The sequence below is a fragment of the Aporhodopirellula rubra genome, assembly GCF_014192335.1.
GTDB classification, from domain to species: Bacteria; Planctomycetota; Planctomycetia; order Pirellulales; family Pirellulaceae; genus Rhodopirellula; species Rhodopirellula rubra.
Window position 1 is genome coordinate 237,115 of sequence record NZ_JACHXU010000013.1, and the last position, 16,126, is coordinate 253,240.

At 56.3% G+C, this 16,126-nt stretch carries 11 protein-coding genes; 3 read left to right on the forward strand and 8 right to left on the reverse strand.

Going from position 1 to position 16,126, the window contains the following annotated elements; all coding sequences use genetic code 11:
* Nucleotides 1–5: 5 nt before the first annotated feature.
* A complete protein-coding gene (locus FHS27_RS18310) occupies nt 6–1,466 on the forward strand; it encodes a DUF1501 domain-containing protein (protein ID WP_221225193.1) in 1,461 nt (486 codons plus the stop codon).
* A 149-nt stretch (nt 1,467–1,615) separates the two neighbouring features.
* Here the strand turns inward: FHS27_RS18310 and FHS27_RS18315 are convergent, their stop codons facing one another.
* The 3 genes from FHS27_RS18315 to FHS27_RS18325 all read right to left on the reverse strand — a co-directional run bounded on the left by FHS27_RS18315 (nt 1,616) and on the right by FHS27_RS18325 (nt 4,544).
* The gene (locus FHS27_RS18315) at nt 1,616–2,152 is read right to left on the reverse strand and encodes a hypothetical protein (protein ID WP_184306315.1); all 537 of its coding nucleotides are present in this window, start codon (nt 2,150–2,152) and stop codon (nt 1,616–1,618) included.
* 196 nt (nt 2,153–2,348) lie between these two features.
* Nucleotides 2,349–3,347, reverse strand: coding sequence for a DUF1559 domain-containing protein (locus FHS27_RS18320; RefSeq protein ID WP_184306316.1), 999 nt, complete (start codon nt 3,345–3,347; stop codon nt 2,349–2,351).
* 330 nt (nt 3,348–3,677) lie between these two features.
* Nucleotides 3,678–4,544 (reverse strand): MFS transporter, encoded by an 867-nt coding sequence (locus FHS27_RS18325; protein ID WP_315854614.1) that lies wholly within the window; start codon nt 4,542–4,544, stop codon nt 3,678–3,680.
* 133 nt (nt 4,545–4,677) lie between these two features.
* On the opposite strand from FHS27_RS18325, the gene FHS27_RS18330 reads away from it, so the two are divergent.
* Entirely contained in the window at nt 4,678–4,968 is a 291-nt protein-coding gene (locus FHS27_RS18330; protein ID WP_184306318.1) for a LamG domain-containing protein, read from the forward strand.
* Nucleotides 4,969–5,061: 93 nt separating this feature from the next.
* On the opposite strand, the gene FHS27_RS18335 is transcribed toward FHS27_RS18330, so the two are convergent.
* From FHS27_RS18335 to FHS27_RS18350, 4 genes are all read right to left on the reverse strand, one after another.
* The gene (locus tag FHS27_RS18335; RefSeq protein ID WP_184306319.1) at nt 5,062–6,159 is read right to left on the reverse strand and encodes a nucleoside hydrolase; all 1,098 of its coding nucleotides are present in this window, start codon (nt 6,157–6,159) and stop codon (nt 5,062–5,064) included.
* A 183-nt stretch (nt 6,160–6,342) separates the two neighbouring features.
* Nucleotides 6,343–7,665 (reverse strand): BNR repeat-containing protein, encoded by a 1,323-nt coding sequence (locus FHS27_RS18340; protein WP_184306320.1) that lies wholly within the window; start codon nt 7,663–7,665, stop codon nt 6,343–6,345.
* A gap of 1,623 nt (nt 7,666–9,288) precedes the next feature.
* Nucleotides 9,289–10,695, reverse strand: coding sequence for an isoaspartyl peptidase/L-asparaginase (locus FHS27_RS18345; RefSeq protein ID WP_184306321.1), 1,407 nt, complete (start codon nt 10,693–10,695; stop codon nt 9,289–9,291).
* Nucleotides 10,696–12,266: 1,571 nt separating this feature from the next.
* Nucleotides 12,267–12,434, reverse strand: a complete 168-nt coding sequence (locus tag FHS27_RS18350) for a hypothetical protein (protein WP_184306322.1) — start codon at nt 12,432–12,434, stop codon at nt 12,267–12,269.
* Between the two features lie 12 nt (nt 12,435–12,446).
* Between FHS27_RS18350 and FHS27_RS18355 the strand changes: the two genes are divergently transcribed.
* The gene (locus FHS27_RS18355; RefSeq protein WP_184306323.1) at nt 12,447–12,881 is read left to right on the forward strand and encodes a TFIIB-type zinc ribbon-containing protein; all 435 of its coding nucleotides are present in this window, start codon (nt 12,447–12,449) and stop codon (nt 12,879–12,881) included.
* An 844-nt stretch (nt 12,882–13,725) separates the two neighbouring features.
* Here the strand turns inward: FHS27_RS18355 and FHS27_RS18360 are convergent.
* A complete protein-coding gene (locus FHS27_RS18360; RefSeq protein WP_184306324.1) occupies nt 13,726–15,840 on the reverse strand; it encodes a patatin-like phospholipase family protein in 2,115 nt (704 codons plus the stop codon).
* Nucleotides 15,841–16,126: the final 286 nt, after the last annotated feature.

Consider the following 16,126-nt stretch of genomic DNA (forward strand, 5'->3'; position numbering starts at 1 on the left):
TTGTCATGATGAACTTCCACGAAGATCCGTCTGCGCCCGAGTCGATCGTGCGGCGAGACTTCCTACGTCGATTGTCCGCGGCCGGTGCGGCGGCGTTGGCCAGTGGTGCGCCCCGTTTGCTCGCGAACGGTTCGCTCGGTGAGATCGAACACCCACGGCCTAAGGCGGACGCGTGCATCCTGTTGTGGATGGCCGGTGGGATGGCGGCGCCCGATACGTTTGATCCGAAACGGTATCATCCCTTTGAAAAGGGATTGCCGGTGAAGGAAATGCTGAGCACGTTTCCGGCGATCGATACCGCGGTCGACGACATCAAAATTTGTCAGGGGCTCGAAAACATCGCGTCGGTGATGGACCGAGGAACGTTGATCCGCTCGCACGTCCAACCCGACCTCGGCAGCATTCTGCATTCGCGGCATCAATACCAATGGCACACCGGCTATGTGCCGCCGCAAACCGTCGCGGCGCCGCATATCGGCGCCTGGATGGCTCGTGTTCTTGGTGCCCCAAACGAGGTGATGCCGGCGTTCATCAATATCGGACAAAGGCTCGAAGGGATCGGCGAAAGTGAAGAGCTGAAGGCGTTCACGACGGCGGGATTCTTCGGCAGCGAATTCGGTCCGATGAACCTGCCGTACCCGGATCAGGCGGCGGTGTCGGTGCGTCCGCCCAAAGGCATGGAGTCCCAACGATTCGCAAACCGAAACCGACTGTTTCGCAAGTTGGTCGACGCGAGTCCTGACCGTGATCGCATGAGCGACTATCAGCAGGAGTCGATGTTGCGATCGATGGACGCCGCGTATCGGTTGCTCAGCAGCAAAGATCGCGAGGCGTTCGACATCACGCTCGAACCCAAAGAGAGCTTTGAAAAATACGATACCGGGCGATTCGGACAAGGGTGTTTGCTGGCGCGTCGGCTGGTCGAATCGGGGGCTCGGTTTGTCGAGGTGACGACCGAGTATGTGCCGTTTCTTCACTGGGACACGCACAACGACGGTCACACGACGACGACGAGGATGCACCAAGAAATTGACCGTCCGATCGCACAACTGATCCGTGATCTGGAAGACCGCAAACTGCTCGACCGAACGTTGGTGATCGTCGCATCGGAATTCAGTCGCGACGCGTTGATGGAAGGCAAGCCCGGATCAAACGCGAATGATCAGGCGCGCGAGAAAGTCGATGCTCTCGGCGAAATGAAACACTACGGATTGCATCGGCACTTTACCGGCGGTTCGAGCGTGTTGATGTTCGGCGGCGGAATCAAGAAAGGCCAACTCTACGGCTCAACGTCTCCCGAACGACCATTAGTCGCGATTGAAAATCCCGTCAGCATCGAGGACCTGCATGCGACCATCATGACCGCGATGGGCATCAGTCCTCGCATGGGATATGAAATCGAGGGACGCCCGTTCTACGTGACCGAAGACGGGAACGGCCGCTCCGTCGACGCGCTGTTCGCGTGATCGGCGGTTGCGTGAGCCGTCCGTTTTTCTCTCAGTTTGAAACTCTCTAAAACGATTTGGCCGGGATTCGGGCGTGTCCCTTTGTTGCGAATAGGAACACCATCGTTTGATATGTTTTTGGTCGTGGGAAATCTCGCCGTTCGCGGGTGTTAGCTTTTCAGCGGTGTGACGGTCGAACCGTCCGACTTCAAATGAAAATCCAGCACGGAGTCGCCGCTGGTAATTTCAACCGTCAATTCGGACTTCTTGTTGTACTCGGAAGGAACCCGCTCACCGGGATTCGATGTGCCCTTCTTACTGGGTTTTGAACGTCGAGCCGGTGTGTTGTCCTCGTCTCCGTCTTCGTCCTCTTCTTCGCCTCCTTCTCCGGTGCTCGCCGTCGTACTGATTCGGACGATTTTGGTTCCCGGCTTCACGCCATCGACTTCGCTGTTGAACTTGATCTTGTAATGTCCTTCTTCATCGGTCGTGGCGTATGCCTGCGTCAGGTCGGGGGATTCAAAGAACACGACCGCGCCGGAGAGTGGTTCGCCATCAAGGGTGACTTCGCCGGTGATCGGGACCAGGCCCAGCGAACTGTAGTCGACGCCGGGGCCCACGTCGCAACCTGCTAAGCCGGTAAGTCCGATCGTGATGATGCTGGAGACCAAAATGATTGAGCGTAACAGTTCTGTCGGAGGTTTCATGTCGTTTGATGTGGAGAGAGGTTGGGTGGGATTGGACGCGATGCTGCGCCGTGGGACACTGCATCGCGGGTGAGGACGGACCGGCGATGGGTTTAAACGCTCTGATCTGATTCGTAGCCACCGTCGCCAAACAGCGGATCACGTTTCGCCGAACGTCGCGGCGTATCGACGACGCCATGTCCATCGCGGAAACGATTTAGAACTCTTGAGGCACTTCGCGACCATCACGTGAACCGAGCCCCTCGTAGACTTCTTGGTTGACCGATTCGGTGATGAACTGGACGGAACCGTCGCACAGCAAGAAGTAGGCACCACCGGTGTGGTAGCTGCCGAACGACAGTTCCATCAACCGACCGTGCAGATCGGGATGGCGAATTCGCGAGTTGATCGGCGCGATCGTTGTTCCGACAACTTCTGAAAACTCGGTGCCGCCCGTGCCACCATCACATCGGCATGGATCGGCTTGAGGAGATCCGATGTACCAGTAGTCCATACCCTGGCCGTCTTTGGTGAAGCCGGGATCGTTGTACGATTCGCCGATCATGATGGTGTGGCTGGTTCCATCGAGAATGTCGCGGAACTTCGTTTTACTGCAGGCATAGAAAATGCCGTCTTGATCCAAGCTCTCTAGCGAGATCGTGCCGGGCAGCGCGGTGCTGGTGTCGTCGGACGTGGCTTTGGTTCCCGCGCTTCCTCGGTAACTCGCGGGCACTCGCTCGGGAATGCTGCCGTTTTCCATGTGCTCGGGCAACGCCATGCTGGGGCAGCGGTATGTTCCGATGTAGGTTCCCGCGGCGGCTTCGTTGGGGCCATCGTCGGTTCCCCAGTTGCCGAGGCCTGATTCTTGAAAGACGAGCGTTTCGTACAAACTGCCTTGTTCGATCTGGGGCAGGATGTGGGCGCTCCAGGTGGTGCCACGGGTGTCCCAGCCGTAAGGGAATTTGCCAAACGTGTCGTGATAGTTGTGCATCCCCAGGCCAATCTGTTTCAGATTGTTGCTGCAGGACATTCGTCGTGCTGCTTCGCGAGCGGATTGGACGGCCGGCAACAATAGTCCGACCAGGACACCGATGATCGCGATCACAACCAGGAGTTCGACGAGCGTGAACGCCGAGCGTGTTCGTGAGCGATTAGCCGCGTCGCTGCGAGTCGTGCGCGTGATCAGTGCGTGTGTGGATGTCGAGTTGCAATTCATCGGTTTGCTTGGACACTCTGCTTAGGGGGACAGGAAGGTATTTGCGGTGTTCCGAACAACGACGCCATTAGAAGCACCAGTTCGAGGCGCGGAACATAGCGACCTATCGGTAGTCGATGGTTAAGGACCAATGAAGGCAACATTAAACTGTTGAGGTGGATCTCGAGGCAAAGATGAGGGCGAATGAGCGGGCGTTCTCGAACAAGGAACGGTGTCGATCAGCACGCAAAAACCGTCCCCCTCACGTGGGAAAACTGTCGAGAATCGACGAGGTCTTTGTCGAGGTGTGAATTGTGACCACGCGAGGGATGATCTCGGTGCCGTCATTAATCACGCAATCGGAAGAGCTAGCGCAGAGTGGGGCACCGGTTGCGATGCGGATTGCGGTCCATAGGCAAAGAATCCGGTTAGCAATAACAACGGAATGGTGAGCATGTGTCCGCCGGGCAACACGTACATTGCCAATGATGACGCCGTAGCCAAGGAGAGGAACAAGCTGTTAACGCGGGAGCGATTGGAATGAATGAGGCGGTCCGAGAGCCATCCGCTGGTGATCGCGCCCAACGCCATTCCGATCGGCAGCGCGAGACTCATCCATTTCGTGTCGGAGTTCTTCCAGTCGTCGCCCAGGAAGTGAACAGGAACCCAGATCAATAATCCGTACCTGGCCATGCTTTGAAACCCGATCGCGAGGCACGCGATCAGGAAAGGCGGATTCGTGAGTGCGGAGAGGTAACGTTGACGCGATGTCTCGTTGACCGTTTGCAGGCTCGCGTCCGCATCGTTGTCTTGTCCCGTTTGCGACTTCGTCTGCGGCCCGGTTGGTTGTTCGTCAGGGAGCGGCGAGAAACCGAGTTCCTCGGGAGTGTCGCGGACGACGAAGTAGTACGTGGCACCGCCGACGAGTAGTAACAAAACGGGGACACGATAGATCCACCGCCATCCGAGATCGAGTTCCAAGATCAACGTGGACGTTGCAAACGCCAACACGGACGCCATTCCTGCGGCAAACACGTAGACGCCGTAAATCTTGCCGCGTTCCGAAGCCGGCCACCAACTCGACAACACGTTGCTGCCCGATGCCCATCCCATCGATTGGTCGTATCCGTTAAGTGCCCAGGGGGGCGACGAGGCCGGGCAAGGTTTGTCCGAAACTCGTGACCCAGTTGAGGAGACAAGAAAGGACCGCCCCCACACTCATGAGTCGTCGTCGCCGAACTTGTCACCCAGGTTTCCATTGATCGATTGCCCGATCGCGTAGGACCACAACCTCCAGCTCTACTCGTAAACGCTCTAGCCATCCGGGACACCCCAGGCGGTTCCCTCCGCATTGGCGCAAGGTCCGCACAACACACCGATCGAACGTGAGCGGTTGATTGGCAATTGGAGTCACCTCGCCTACACGTTCGAATCCGATCTGCTCACGTTGTATCTCGACGGCGAGTCGATCACGTCGCACAAACTGCCCGTCCCAGGCCCGGCATCAGAGCTCGGGGGAATGGTGATTTGCGGACATCGCGCCGCCGTGGGGCGGAATTTTGATGGGCTGATGGACGAGATCCGAGTCGACCAATCGGTTCTGCGACCCGAGCAAATCCACGAAATCGCCAACACGCCGTAATAGACAGACCGGTTTCGTCGTCACCGTCACCAGACGGTGAACTCCGTCCTGCAAACGCAATTGCAACGAACGAGAGGCGATCAAAGAAACACGCTAACGGGCTTTCGGTGGTTCGCTCGAAAGTAGTTGAAACGCCTCCAGCGTTTTTGACTTGGACGCTTCGTCAACGATTAAGTAGCGGTGCTTGCCGGTTGCCTCATGCTGGAAGGTCGTGAAGGCTTCGTCGTCAACGGTGACCGTGCCCGGATCGGACAATCGGAAGTAGCCGTGATCGGGACGAATCGCGTGCAGCACGCTGGTCAGATCCCATGTCGGGCGATCGTGTGGCGGCGGGTTGTAGTGCACGTAGGCTTCGCGGAGCGGATGATGTTCGACGCAACCGAAGTCGTTCTCGATGCTGCGATGCGGATACGGCAACGCGATGCCGACTTCGAAACCACTCCAAGCAATCGGCGTTGGCCACTCGCTCGCGATTCGTTGGGCCGCCGGAATGTCCTTGATCACGTTGTACTCTTTGTAGTCGCGGGGGTGTCCCGATTCGTCTTTGATCTTTGCAAACGCGCCGGCCATCATTGACAGTGAACTCACTTTCGTCGTGACGAGTTCAACCCCGTTCAACGGACTGATTTCATCGGGGGCAGAGGCGAGCAGGGCGGCCAAGTTGGTGGAGAAACCGACTTGGATCACCGCGACCGAATGATCGTCCGCGGTCGCGAGAGCTCGCCGTAAAACCGCAACGGCGTCCGGTGCGTTTTCACCGGAAGCGAGGTCGTGAGGATATCGCAGTTCGCCGTCGTCTCGTGCTTCGGCGAGCCCATTGAATCTGCCTTCGTGGTCCGTGATGCCACTGCGGCAGACACCGATCGGAATGTTGCCGTTTGAGTAGAACGTGTTGACCGCATCGACGAACGGGGCCGCCAAGGCGTGATCTTTCGTGATCGTCACCGCGACCAGTTGGCATTCGCCACGTGATTGCAGGGCATGAATCATTCCCAACGCCAGGACATCATCGCAGTCGTTGCCCATGTCGGTATCGAAGATGACCGGCAGTGGCGGTTGGGCGGCGTCGCATGTGGAAACGTAGATCGCCGGAAAGCAGATCGCGGGGACACAGATTGCGGTGAAACAGCTCGCTAATGCGAATGTCGCGAACAAGATTGGCGTTTTTGCCTTGGGAAGTGTTGGGAGCATGAGCGGTCGGTAGGTGGGGATTTGGAATCGTAGCCATCTTCGTCTGACGGTGGGCCGCGTTGGGGCGAACGTTGTAAGAGTTTCTAACCTGTGTCTTTTGCCGAAACGTGTGTCAGCGGTTGTTCGGCGGGCGGCCTATTCTATCGAGAACCCGCGCACGACGTTTGGCGTGTTCGGGGGTCGCTACTGCGGGACACGGAAGTCCACGACCGAGATCCTTTTGCCTCGTTGCCCGATGGCGGATATCCAACCGTCGTGCTGGAAACGTTCTCGATCGACCGCAGTCTTTCCGTCACGAAAGAGCTGCGCCGGTGCGGAGGCGATCGTGGTGACTTCGCCGACGCGGGATGCCGAAAGCCGGTGAAGTCCGCCTTCGGAGACGAGGAAAACATGCTCACCGTTTCCCGCGGCCAATGCTCCCAGATAACGCGTGTCGCCGTGGTCCCATTTTCCTGTGTCGGGATCGCGTGTGGCGTGGAACGGTTCTCCGCTTTCACCTCGCATCACCACATGGACTCGGCCGTTCTGGTCCACGGTCATCGAACCGCCATTCACAAACGACGTGGCGGCCGGAATGTCGATCGCCACGACGCCATCGGAGTCCGCAGTGATAAACATCTTGCCGATGCGGCCGATCGGTTTGCCGTCATTGTTCCGCCATGTCTCGCCGTGATCGTCACTGTAGCTGTAACAAAGATCATGCGATGTGCTGGCCCGTGGGGTGTCTCGCCATGACCATGTCAGATGGCGACGACCGTTGCGTACGACCATGGAATGCGGATAGGCGTTCACCGTTCCATCGCCGCCGGGCCATTGTTTGTCGATCAATTTGCTCGAGGGCATATCGTTTCGAAGCCAGCGACCGTTTTCGTATTCCATGAAATGAGAATCCGCGTCTCCGGACCCACCGTTCAAACGCAGGTAGAGCAACATTCGGTTCCCATCGGCCGTGAAAGAGGGATACGTCACACGTTCGATTTTGGGGCCACCCAGGTTGTCTCGGACTGGGCCGAATAACTCGGGCGTCCAATCGTGTTGCGAGGGTTCGTTCGCGATTCGTTTGACGCTGCAGCGATAGTGCAGCGTCGAGAGATGATGATCAAACGCGAGGTGGATGACGCCATCGGCCGAGATGCCCATCGAAACCTTTTCATGACCGTCGCCAAAACCACGTGAGATAGCGCCGGCTTTGCCGCGATCCACGTTTTCGGTGCGTTGATATCCAGGCAATGAGGCCACCGACCATTTTCCCGATGGGAGTTGCCGCCGAGCCACGGAGACTTGTCGGGCATCATCCCAGTACGCCGCGTATTGCCAACCTCGATAGGTCCTCAGGGAACCGCTTCCGAAGTTCCAGATCGAACCTCTCGGGACGATGTCCTTCGGCATACCGTTGTGAGCGACGGTCGAGACGCGGTACGCCGCGTCGGATTCCGGTTGAGCGAATGCGAGTTGAGCAGACAGCACAGCAATGAGTGACAGGACGCATGCAACTGGATAGGCCATCGAAATCTTCCGCCGAAGTCTGACATGAAAGGCACCGTGGTCGAGCGTGATGAAGGCGTGTCTTTGAACGACAGCCCCGGCTCAGCATCCTTGCCCCTTCAATGTAGCTAATCGTCCACCACAAACACACAATCTTGACGAAGTTACTTGTCCAGGCATTCCCTTCGCGTGCGTCATGGTCGAGCCACGTCGCATTCGCCCTCCAGGCAGGAGAAGTGATCGCAGCGAAGTCGATTGGTGACGGGCCGGTTCTGTTTCGGACTCTGCGTGTTTTTTACCACGAAATACACGAACGGCACGAAAGTACTTCTCCGTGAATTTTTTGATCGAAGTAGGCCGGATCAAGGAACAACGTGACGCCGCTCCGGCATTGACGCTGTGAACTGCCGGAACATCGCTCCGATTGATTCGACTCCACGATCTTCACCCTCCTGGCAGGAGGGGCGAGCGAAGCGAGGGGAGGTCGAACGTTTGGGGGCTGGTTCTGTTTTTAACCTGTTTTGGGCTGTGCGGATTGGGAAGCGGTGCATGGGTGATTCAGCCACAGAGAGCACTGAGGTCACGGAGGGGATTGGTGTGCAATTCCTCTGTGCTCTCGGTGTCCTCGGCGGCTTGTTTTTTGACCACGAAATACACGAACGATACGAAAGTACTTCTCCGTGTATTGTTCTTTGAACCAAGTAGGCCGGATCCAGGAACAACGTGACGCCGCTCCGGCAATGGCGCCGTGACGTGCCGGAACATCGCTCCGCTCGGTCCGGCCTACATCATTTGCCGCTCTCGCAATCTTCATCATCCTGGTCGGAGCGTCGAATGCAGCGAGGAGAGGTCGAACGGTTGGACGCTGGATCTGTTTTGTCCTGTTTTGAGGTGTGCAGATTGGGAAGCGGTGCATGGGTGATTCAGCCACAGAGAGCACAGAGGTCACGGAGGGGCTTGGTGTGCAATTCCTCTGTGCCCTCGGTGTCCTCGGTGGCTTGTTTTTTGACCACGAAATACACGAACGGCACGAAAGTACTTCTCCGTGAATTTTGCTTTGAACCGAGTAGGCCGGATCAAGGAACAACGTGACGCCGCTCCGGCAATGGCGCCGTGACGTGCCGGAACATCGCTCCGCTCGGTCCGGCCTACATCGATTTGCCTCTCTCGCAATCTTCATCCTCCTGGTCGGAGCGTCGAATGTAGCGAGGGGAGGTCGAACGGTTGGGGGCTGGATCTGTTTTATCCTGTTTTGGGCTGTGCGGATTGGGAAGCGGTGCATGGGTGATTCAGCTACAGAGGTCACGGAGGGGCTTGGTGTGCAACTCCTCTGTGCCCTCGGTGTCCTCGGTGGCTTGTTTTTTGACCACGAAATACACGAACGATACGAAAGTACTTCTCCGTGTTTTTTTTGATCGAAGTAGGCCGGATCAAGGAACAACGTGACGCCGCTCTGGCCGCTGCCGCGTCCGACCCTCCCGCACACGGGAGGGTGAAGTCAGGACGTGCAGATTGATGTCTCGACGGCGGGTGAACGCTTGAAGTCGTTTCCTTGCGTTGCAGGCTCGTAGAGCTATCGTTCTTCTTTTTAGAAAATGCAACTCCGCGGAATGTACAGCTGGCCCCTTTTAAAACACTCGCCTGCTAGGGTTTCGGCTCGTCAGGGGATTTGGAAGTGTGGTCGTGCACAATTTTCCATCCATCAGGGAAGTGCCGAAAGATGAGTGTGAATCGTCCTCCAATCGGCAGATCGCGTTTGAGATTCCAAACACCGAGAACTTGCATTGCCGATGTATCGAGTGGCAGGAACTCAAGCTCTGAGAACGTGAGTTTTCCCATTTCGACTGACGTCGGATAGCGTTTTTTGTATCTCGCCAATGTCGCGTCGAACCCGCGAGAGATTTCGCCACCTGATGAAAACGTGAGCTGTTCGCTCTTCCAATAGACGTTCATGAACGCATCGATGTCGCCGTCATTCCAGTCTGCCGCTTGTTGCTCGATGAGAGCCTCGATTTCCGCTTCGGGTGACTCGCTGATCGCGTCCGCGGGGGCTCCACCGTTTTCAAGGACAAGGTGCGTATCGAATCGTCCGGTGCTGTCTGCTGCTCCGCAACTCATGCCCGGCGTGTTGTGCTGCATCACAATATCGCCTTGTTGGGAAACGGCGATCAGACCACCGGTACCGGGCGAAAGACGTTCGAGCATGATTTCGGTGATCGATGACTCGAGCGACTTTCCCGCGTAACGCATCTGCGCAGCGACGTCGTACGCGACGCTGTTTCGAATGTACTCTTCACCGACACCGGTTCCGGACACGGCACACAGTCCATTCGCGGCATAAGTGCCGGCACCCACGATCGGTGAGTCGCCGACGCGGCCCGGCAATTTCTTGGCGGTGCCTCCGGTACTCGTTCCGGCAGCAAGGTTCCCGTGGGAGTCGAGCACGACGCAACCCACCGTACCGTAGTGAATGTCTGCCGAATCGTGCGTTGACGAAACGATGGTCGCTGCGTCGTGGACGACTCGTTTGGTGATGAAATAGTCGGGATCGACCAATGGCACCTGTTGGCCTGCGGCAAATTGATCGGCGCCGGGGCCGGCCAGTAATACGTGTTTGGTGTTGGTCATCACGCGGCGAGCGAGCGAGATGGGATTCGCGACCTTGGTCACTCCCGCGACTGCGCCGCAACCGAGCGTTTTGCCATCCATGATCGAAGCGTCCAGTTCCGCTCGTCCGTCTTCGGTTAGCACGGCACCTCGACCGGCGTTGAAGATCGGATCGTCTTCCATGAGACGGATAACCGCTTCGACGGTATCCACTGCGGTGCCGCCGCCGGCCAGTAAATCGCGGCCCTTCTGTAACGCATTTTGCAATCCTTGGCTGCGTTTTTCACTCGACGCCTCATCCAACTGCGCCGGAGAACTGCCCGCTCCGCCGTGAATGGCGATCGCCCAATTTGCACGATTGGTCGCTTCTTCCCCGTGGCTGGCCCCTACGGGAAAAAGGGGACACAGCAGCGTAAATGCTAAAACGGACGCATGGAATTTCATGGCAGAAATCTTAACCGGAGTAACCCATCGAGCTTGATTGCACGTTCGGGATCCTGTCCCCCAAACCATTGCATTGGACTGGCGATTGGACCCCCTTTCGCGAACACCGTCAAGCGACACCGAAGCTCGCCTGGCCACATCGATTCGCAGGCTACACAATCTTTACCCTTCTGGCAGGAGAGGCGAACGCAGTGAGGGGAGGTCGAACGCTGACGGGCTGGTTCTGTTTTGGGCTGTTCGGATTGGGAAGCGGTGCATGGGTGATTCAGCCACAGAGATCACCGAGAGCACAGAGGTTACGGAGGGGCTTGGTGTGTAACTCCTCTGTGCTCTCGGTGTCCTCGGTGGCTTGTTGTTGACCACGAAATACACGAACGGCACGAAAGTACTTCTCCGTGTGCTTCGTTTTACGATCGACCATCCCGCCGCGAGACAACGCGATCGTATTTTCGATCTTGCCTCATAGTAGGCCGGATCAAGGAACAACGTGACGCGGCTCCGGCAATGGCGCCGCGACCTGCCGGAACATCGCTCCGCTCGGTCCGGCCTACATTGATTCGACTCTGCGATCTTCATCCTCCTGGCATGAGCGGCGAATGTAGCGGGGGGAGGTCGAACGTTTGGGGGCTGGTTCTGTTTTGATCCTGTTTTGGGCTGTGCGGATTGGGAAGCGGTGCATGGGTGATTCAGCCACAGAGAGCACAGAGTTCACGGAGGGGATTGGTATGCAACTCCTCTGTGCTCTCGGTGTCCTCGGTGGCTTGTTGTTGACCACGAAATACGCGAACGGCACGAAAGTACTTCTCCGTGATTTTTTTGATTGAAGTAGGCCGGATCCAGGAACAACGTGACGCGGCTCCGGCATTGGCGCCGTGACGTGCCGGAACATCGCTCCGCTCGGTCCGGCCTACATCATTCGCCGCTCTGTCAATCTTCATCCTCCTGGCAGGAGGGTCGAGCAAAGCGAGGGGAGGTCGAACCGTTGTGGGTTGGTGCTGTTTTGATCCTGTTTTGGGCTGTGCGGATTTGGAAGCGGTGCATGGGTGATTCAGCCACAGAGAGCACAGAGGTTACGGAGGGGCTTGGTGTGTAACTCCTCTGTGCTCTCGGTGTCCTCGGTGGCTTGTTGTTGACCACGAAATACACGAACGATACGAAAGTACTTCTCCGTGTAATTATCATTGAACCAAGTAGGCCGGATCAAGGAACAACGTGACGCCGCTCCGGCAATGGCGCCGTGACCTGCCGGAACATCGCTCCGCTCGGTCCGGCCTACATCATTCGCCGCTCTGTCAATCTTCATCCTCCTGGCAGGAGGGTCGAGCAAAGCGAGGGGAGCTCGAACCGTTGTGGGTTGGTGCTGTTTTTATCCTGTTTTGGGCTGTGCGGATTGGGAGGCGGTGCATGGGTGATTCAGCCACAGAGAGCACGGAGTTCACGGAGGGGATTGGTATGCAACTCCTCTGTGTTCTCGGTGTCCTCGGTGGCTTGTTGTTGCTGGAGCTGAACGGGTGATGTGTTCCAACTTGTCCTGCGTACGGATTGTGGGGTAGGGCCAATCGTCGTAGCGGTTAGCCGACGTTTTCGCCATTGTCATTGTCGTCGGCGTTGCGACATTTGGGCGCATGTCCGATGCACTGCTTACTGATCGCAATTTGTTCGTCGAGCGGCTCGGATGCTTTCGTGACGCTTGGCGTGGGGGTATGCTCAGGGATGCCGTCCGCAACCATTCTTTTCATGGAGCATGAATCATGCAGTGCCCACGCGATGGAGCAACGTTAGTCAGTACCAAGTACGAGGGCGAGATCGTCGTCGATCAGTGTCCGTCGTGTGGCGGAGTTTGGCTCGACTCCGGTGAGTTGCAAGCGTTGCAGCAGTTGGTTGAGCGTGATCACAAGACTCATCTGCGACGTATCGATATCATCGCGCGAGCGTATGAGTTTGCCCGCCAAAAGACTCGCGCCGAAATCACCTGTCCGAAATGTGGCGGACGAATGGAGTCGGGTGAGTACGTGTATTGTTCTCAGATTATGATCGACCGCTGCGTCGACTGCTCAGGCGTTTGGCTCGACAAAGGTGAACTCGCGGCCCTCGAACAGTTCTTTGAAGAGGCAGGGTTACAGGAACAGGAAGAGAAGGATTTGAATCTGCGTCACAGTTTCTTCGCGAGTTTGTTTGATCGCTAGAAAGCCAACGATTCGTTGTGCGAGTCAAAAAGCCGCTCAATGGAAATCCAAACGAGCGGCTTTGTTTGTGGGCGTGAATAAGTTGTCACGTACCGAGTCGACGCGTTCAAAGGCTTCGTGATCCTCGCCTTGAAGAAAAGAGTTTCCGGACTCTGTTTTTTTTACCACGAAATACACGAACGGCACGAAAGTACTTCTCCGTGTATTTTCTTTTGATCGAAGTAGTCCGGATCAGGGAACAACGTGACGCTTCTCCGGCAAGGGCGCTGTGAACTGCCGGAGCATCGCTCCGCTCGGTCCGGCCTACATCGAATTGCTGGTTCCACAACCTTCACCTTTTTGGCCGGAGGGTCGAGCAAGGCGAGGGGAGTTCGAACGGTGGTGGGCCGGTTCTGTTTCGATTTCGTTGCGGACTCTGGTTGTTGTTGACCACGAAATACACGAACGATACGAAAGTACTTCTTCGTGTGCTGTCTGTTGTGTGCGACTTGCCCAGGTGGAAACCGTTTCTCGCCCCGGGCGACAAGCGTTCGAACGTCAAGCGTGGAAGGCGAAACCCTCGCGTTCGGTTGAACGGTCAAGTGCTGTGCTCACCACGCAAGCTGGTGTTTGAGTGGACACGCAGCGTCGGCCGAAGATGAGGCAGCGGTCGCAGCGTTTCCCGTGTCGGATGCAGCAAAGAGGCCTGACCCCCTTTGGGCTCTCCTGCCCACGATGAAACACACAAACGACAATAATGTCTTCTCCGGCAATTTCCTTTCCGGTCGAAGAAGTGAAGGAGAAGAGGAGTTCAAGAAGCCAAGTGCGGACTTGACAATGACCCCGGTACCCTTCGATTTGCCTGCTATTTGTTACGTCCTACCAACGTCGAATAACGCTGGTTCAGTGCCTTGCGGATCTCCTCAAGCTTTTCAGGTTTTGTAAACGAGTCGATCAAACGCAGGACGTCCTTTTTGGGCAACGCCAGTGTTGTCATGATTTCATCAACCTGATCGTTTTCGGGGTGTGATTTGATTGGTTCGGTCGTGAACGCGTCCTCAAACCGAAGCTTCAACGCAGCGACGTTTCGATCTCGGGCTCGTTTCGCGGCGGAGTATACGCCGCGGTTGTATCCTCCAAAGGGTTGAGTTATTCGGCTTGCGGGACCGGACTTTGTCACATCGCCCGATCCCGCTCCAGCATCAATCTCGATCATGAAGATGCCGCGGCGTCGTAGTTCCTGCCTTAGCACGCGACCATTCTCAGTCTCCAGTTCATCGATCTTTGACAGGATAGCGAGTACGGAATCCACACCGGTGTTGTCGACCATTCCACCGTCGAGAAAGTGGGCGTGGTGGACCGCCTCGTAATTGGGTTCTGGTACATCGACCGAAAGACGCGTTGGTTCAAAGCCAAACGGAAACGACGATGACATTCGGACCCCTCGGGTCAAACGAACATTCGGATGAGTCCCGTCACTTTGAAGCGTTGACAGGCTGTAAGGCTCATGATCATCCTCCGAAATCTGCCAGCGAGGGCCATCCTTCGTTTCAGTCAACAGATAACGCCGAAACCAATTGTCAGGTAGTCTTGGGAAACCGACCATTGCGCGGCGTCCCGTGTCGATGTCGGCTACCCCAATCACTAACAACGGCTTGGTCGCGTCAATAGTGGCTTGATCAATCGACGCCCAAGTAAAACTTCGATCCCAATACGCAGTCAAAGATTCTCCGCGATTCGAAAACGGCGTTAAAAAGCCGCGAAAGATCGGGCCAAGATAGTCTCTCGTAACAGCATCCTGAGTTGTGTGCTGCCCAGTCAACGAGTGGTAGTGTGCGGCTAATGCAAGAGACCCGCCAGAGACCCCGCTGCCCAGCCATATGCAAGCCGGGGAATCGCCGTCCTGACGAAATTCGCTCTCGATAATTTCGAGCGACAAGGCGGCAACCAGCGCTGCGCGTGAGCCGCCCCCGCTTGCGGTGATAATAATGACTGGTCCATCAGGTTCTCGCGATAAGCGATCCAGTGCGGCGTCAACCCATTGTTCGGACACAGCTGATCGTAACGTGCCGGCATTGTCAGGAAAGTCTGCCGGACCGAGATCCACATGACTCGATAAACTGGCTACTGCAAACGCTACTACGACTGCCATCAACCTCCACGGCAATTGAGTATTTCGATGCAAATAGTCCAAGAGTGCCGCAATCAGAATGCCGGCGAATGCCAGAGAGAAAAAAGCCCAAACAGTGTAGACCGTCATTGAAATGCCGCTGACCAATTCAACAGCAATCCATAGCGCTTCGAGAATTACGGTCAGGATAAGCAAAACGGACAAGACTTCTCCAGTTCTCTGCCAGACGCGAACGCGACGCTGCATCGTTTCGTCGGCGTGTTCATTTTTGTCGAGGACCTTGTCGGATCCCACCCTTGTTCCGAACCCTAGCCATAACGCAACCATTGCCGCTAGTAAGCCCACCATGCGAAAGAATCCGCCAGGCATAGGCCAAACGGAATTGAGGAACCATGTCCACGACGGCGAAAGAGGGCAGGAAAATGCGACTACGAGACCAACGCAAAAAACGGTCAGATTGATGCCCCATGCCCAAAAACCGTCACTGAACTTTCGCCCGCGTTTTGCCAACCAATACAGACCCTGGGTGGATACGTCGAAAACCCAGCGAATCGGAAAAATAAAGGGTTTCCGCAGGTTTTCGGGAATCTTCGCGACCGCTCGGTCAACTGGCGAGATTTCCGGTGCACGCAGTAAGAATTGGACGATCAACAACACTCCCCACATGATCAGCACCGCGGTTGCTATCCCGATGGGAAGGTTTGTCGAGAGGGTGTCCTTTATCAGCAAACGGATTTGATCGACTTTCCATCCGATCAAAAAGAAGGTGAGCACCGATAGAAAGACAAAGAGATACCTCGTGAGAAGACGCTTCGCCTTGCCGATCCGAGTCAACTCGCGTTTAGTCATGTTCATACGCCTATCGAGTTCTCTCATGGTTTAAGTTTTTGCGACGTACCGGCCGTCGTGAACCTTGCGGACGGCGGCGAGAGTCTCAGGAAGTTCGGAAAATTCCAAGGGAACGGGGGCGAAAAGCGAATGATGGACTCAATACACCCGTCCCTTTTTCTTCACGCTGGCTCTAGTGCATCATCCACACAAGGAATTGGGGTTGGATGATTTTGGGTATTTCGTGGAAACTATGTGCAACACACGGAGGTTTCCATGATCAAAAAGTATATCGTCCGGCTTTCGG

Bases quoted from the DNA above. Each gene is read 5' to 3' on its own strand.
- FHS27_RS18320 (WP_184306316.1), bottom strand. From the start codon at position 3,347: ATGAATTGCAACTCGACATCCACACACGCACTGATCACGCGCACGACT.
- FHS27_RS18335 (WP_184306319.1), bottom strand. From the start codon at position 6,159: ATGCTCCCAACACTTCCCAAGGCAAAAACGCCAATCTTGTTCGCGACA.
- FHS27_RS18340 (WP_184306320.1), bottom strand. From the start codon at position 7,665: ATGGCCTATCCAGTTGCATGCGTCCTGTCACTCATTGCTGTGCTGTCT.
- FHS27_RS18360 (WP_184306324.1), bottom strand. From the start codon at position 15,840: ATGACTAAACGCGAGTTGACTCGGATCGGCAAGGCGAAGCGTCTTCTC.
- FHS27_RS18350 (WP_184306322.1), bottom strand. From the start codon at position 12,434: ATGAAAAGAATGGTTGCGGACGGCATCCCTGAGCATACCCCCACGCCA.
- FHS27_RS18345 (WP_184306321.1), bottom strand. From the start codon at position 10,695: ATGAAATTCCATGCGTCCGTTTTAGCATTTACGCTGCTGTGTCCCCTT.
- FHS27_RS18355 (WP_184306323.1), top strand. From the start codon at position 12,447: ATGCAGTGCCCACGCGATGGAGCAACGTTAGTCAGTACCAAGTACGAG.
- FHS27_RS18310 (WP_221225193.1), top strand. From the start codon at position 6: ATGATGAACTTCCACGAAGATCCGTCTGCGCCCGAGTCGATCGTGCGG.
- FHS27_RS18315 (WP_184306315.1), bottom strand. From the start codon at position 2,152: ATGAAACCTCCGACAGAACTGTTACGCTCAATCATTTTGGTCTCCAGC.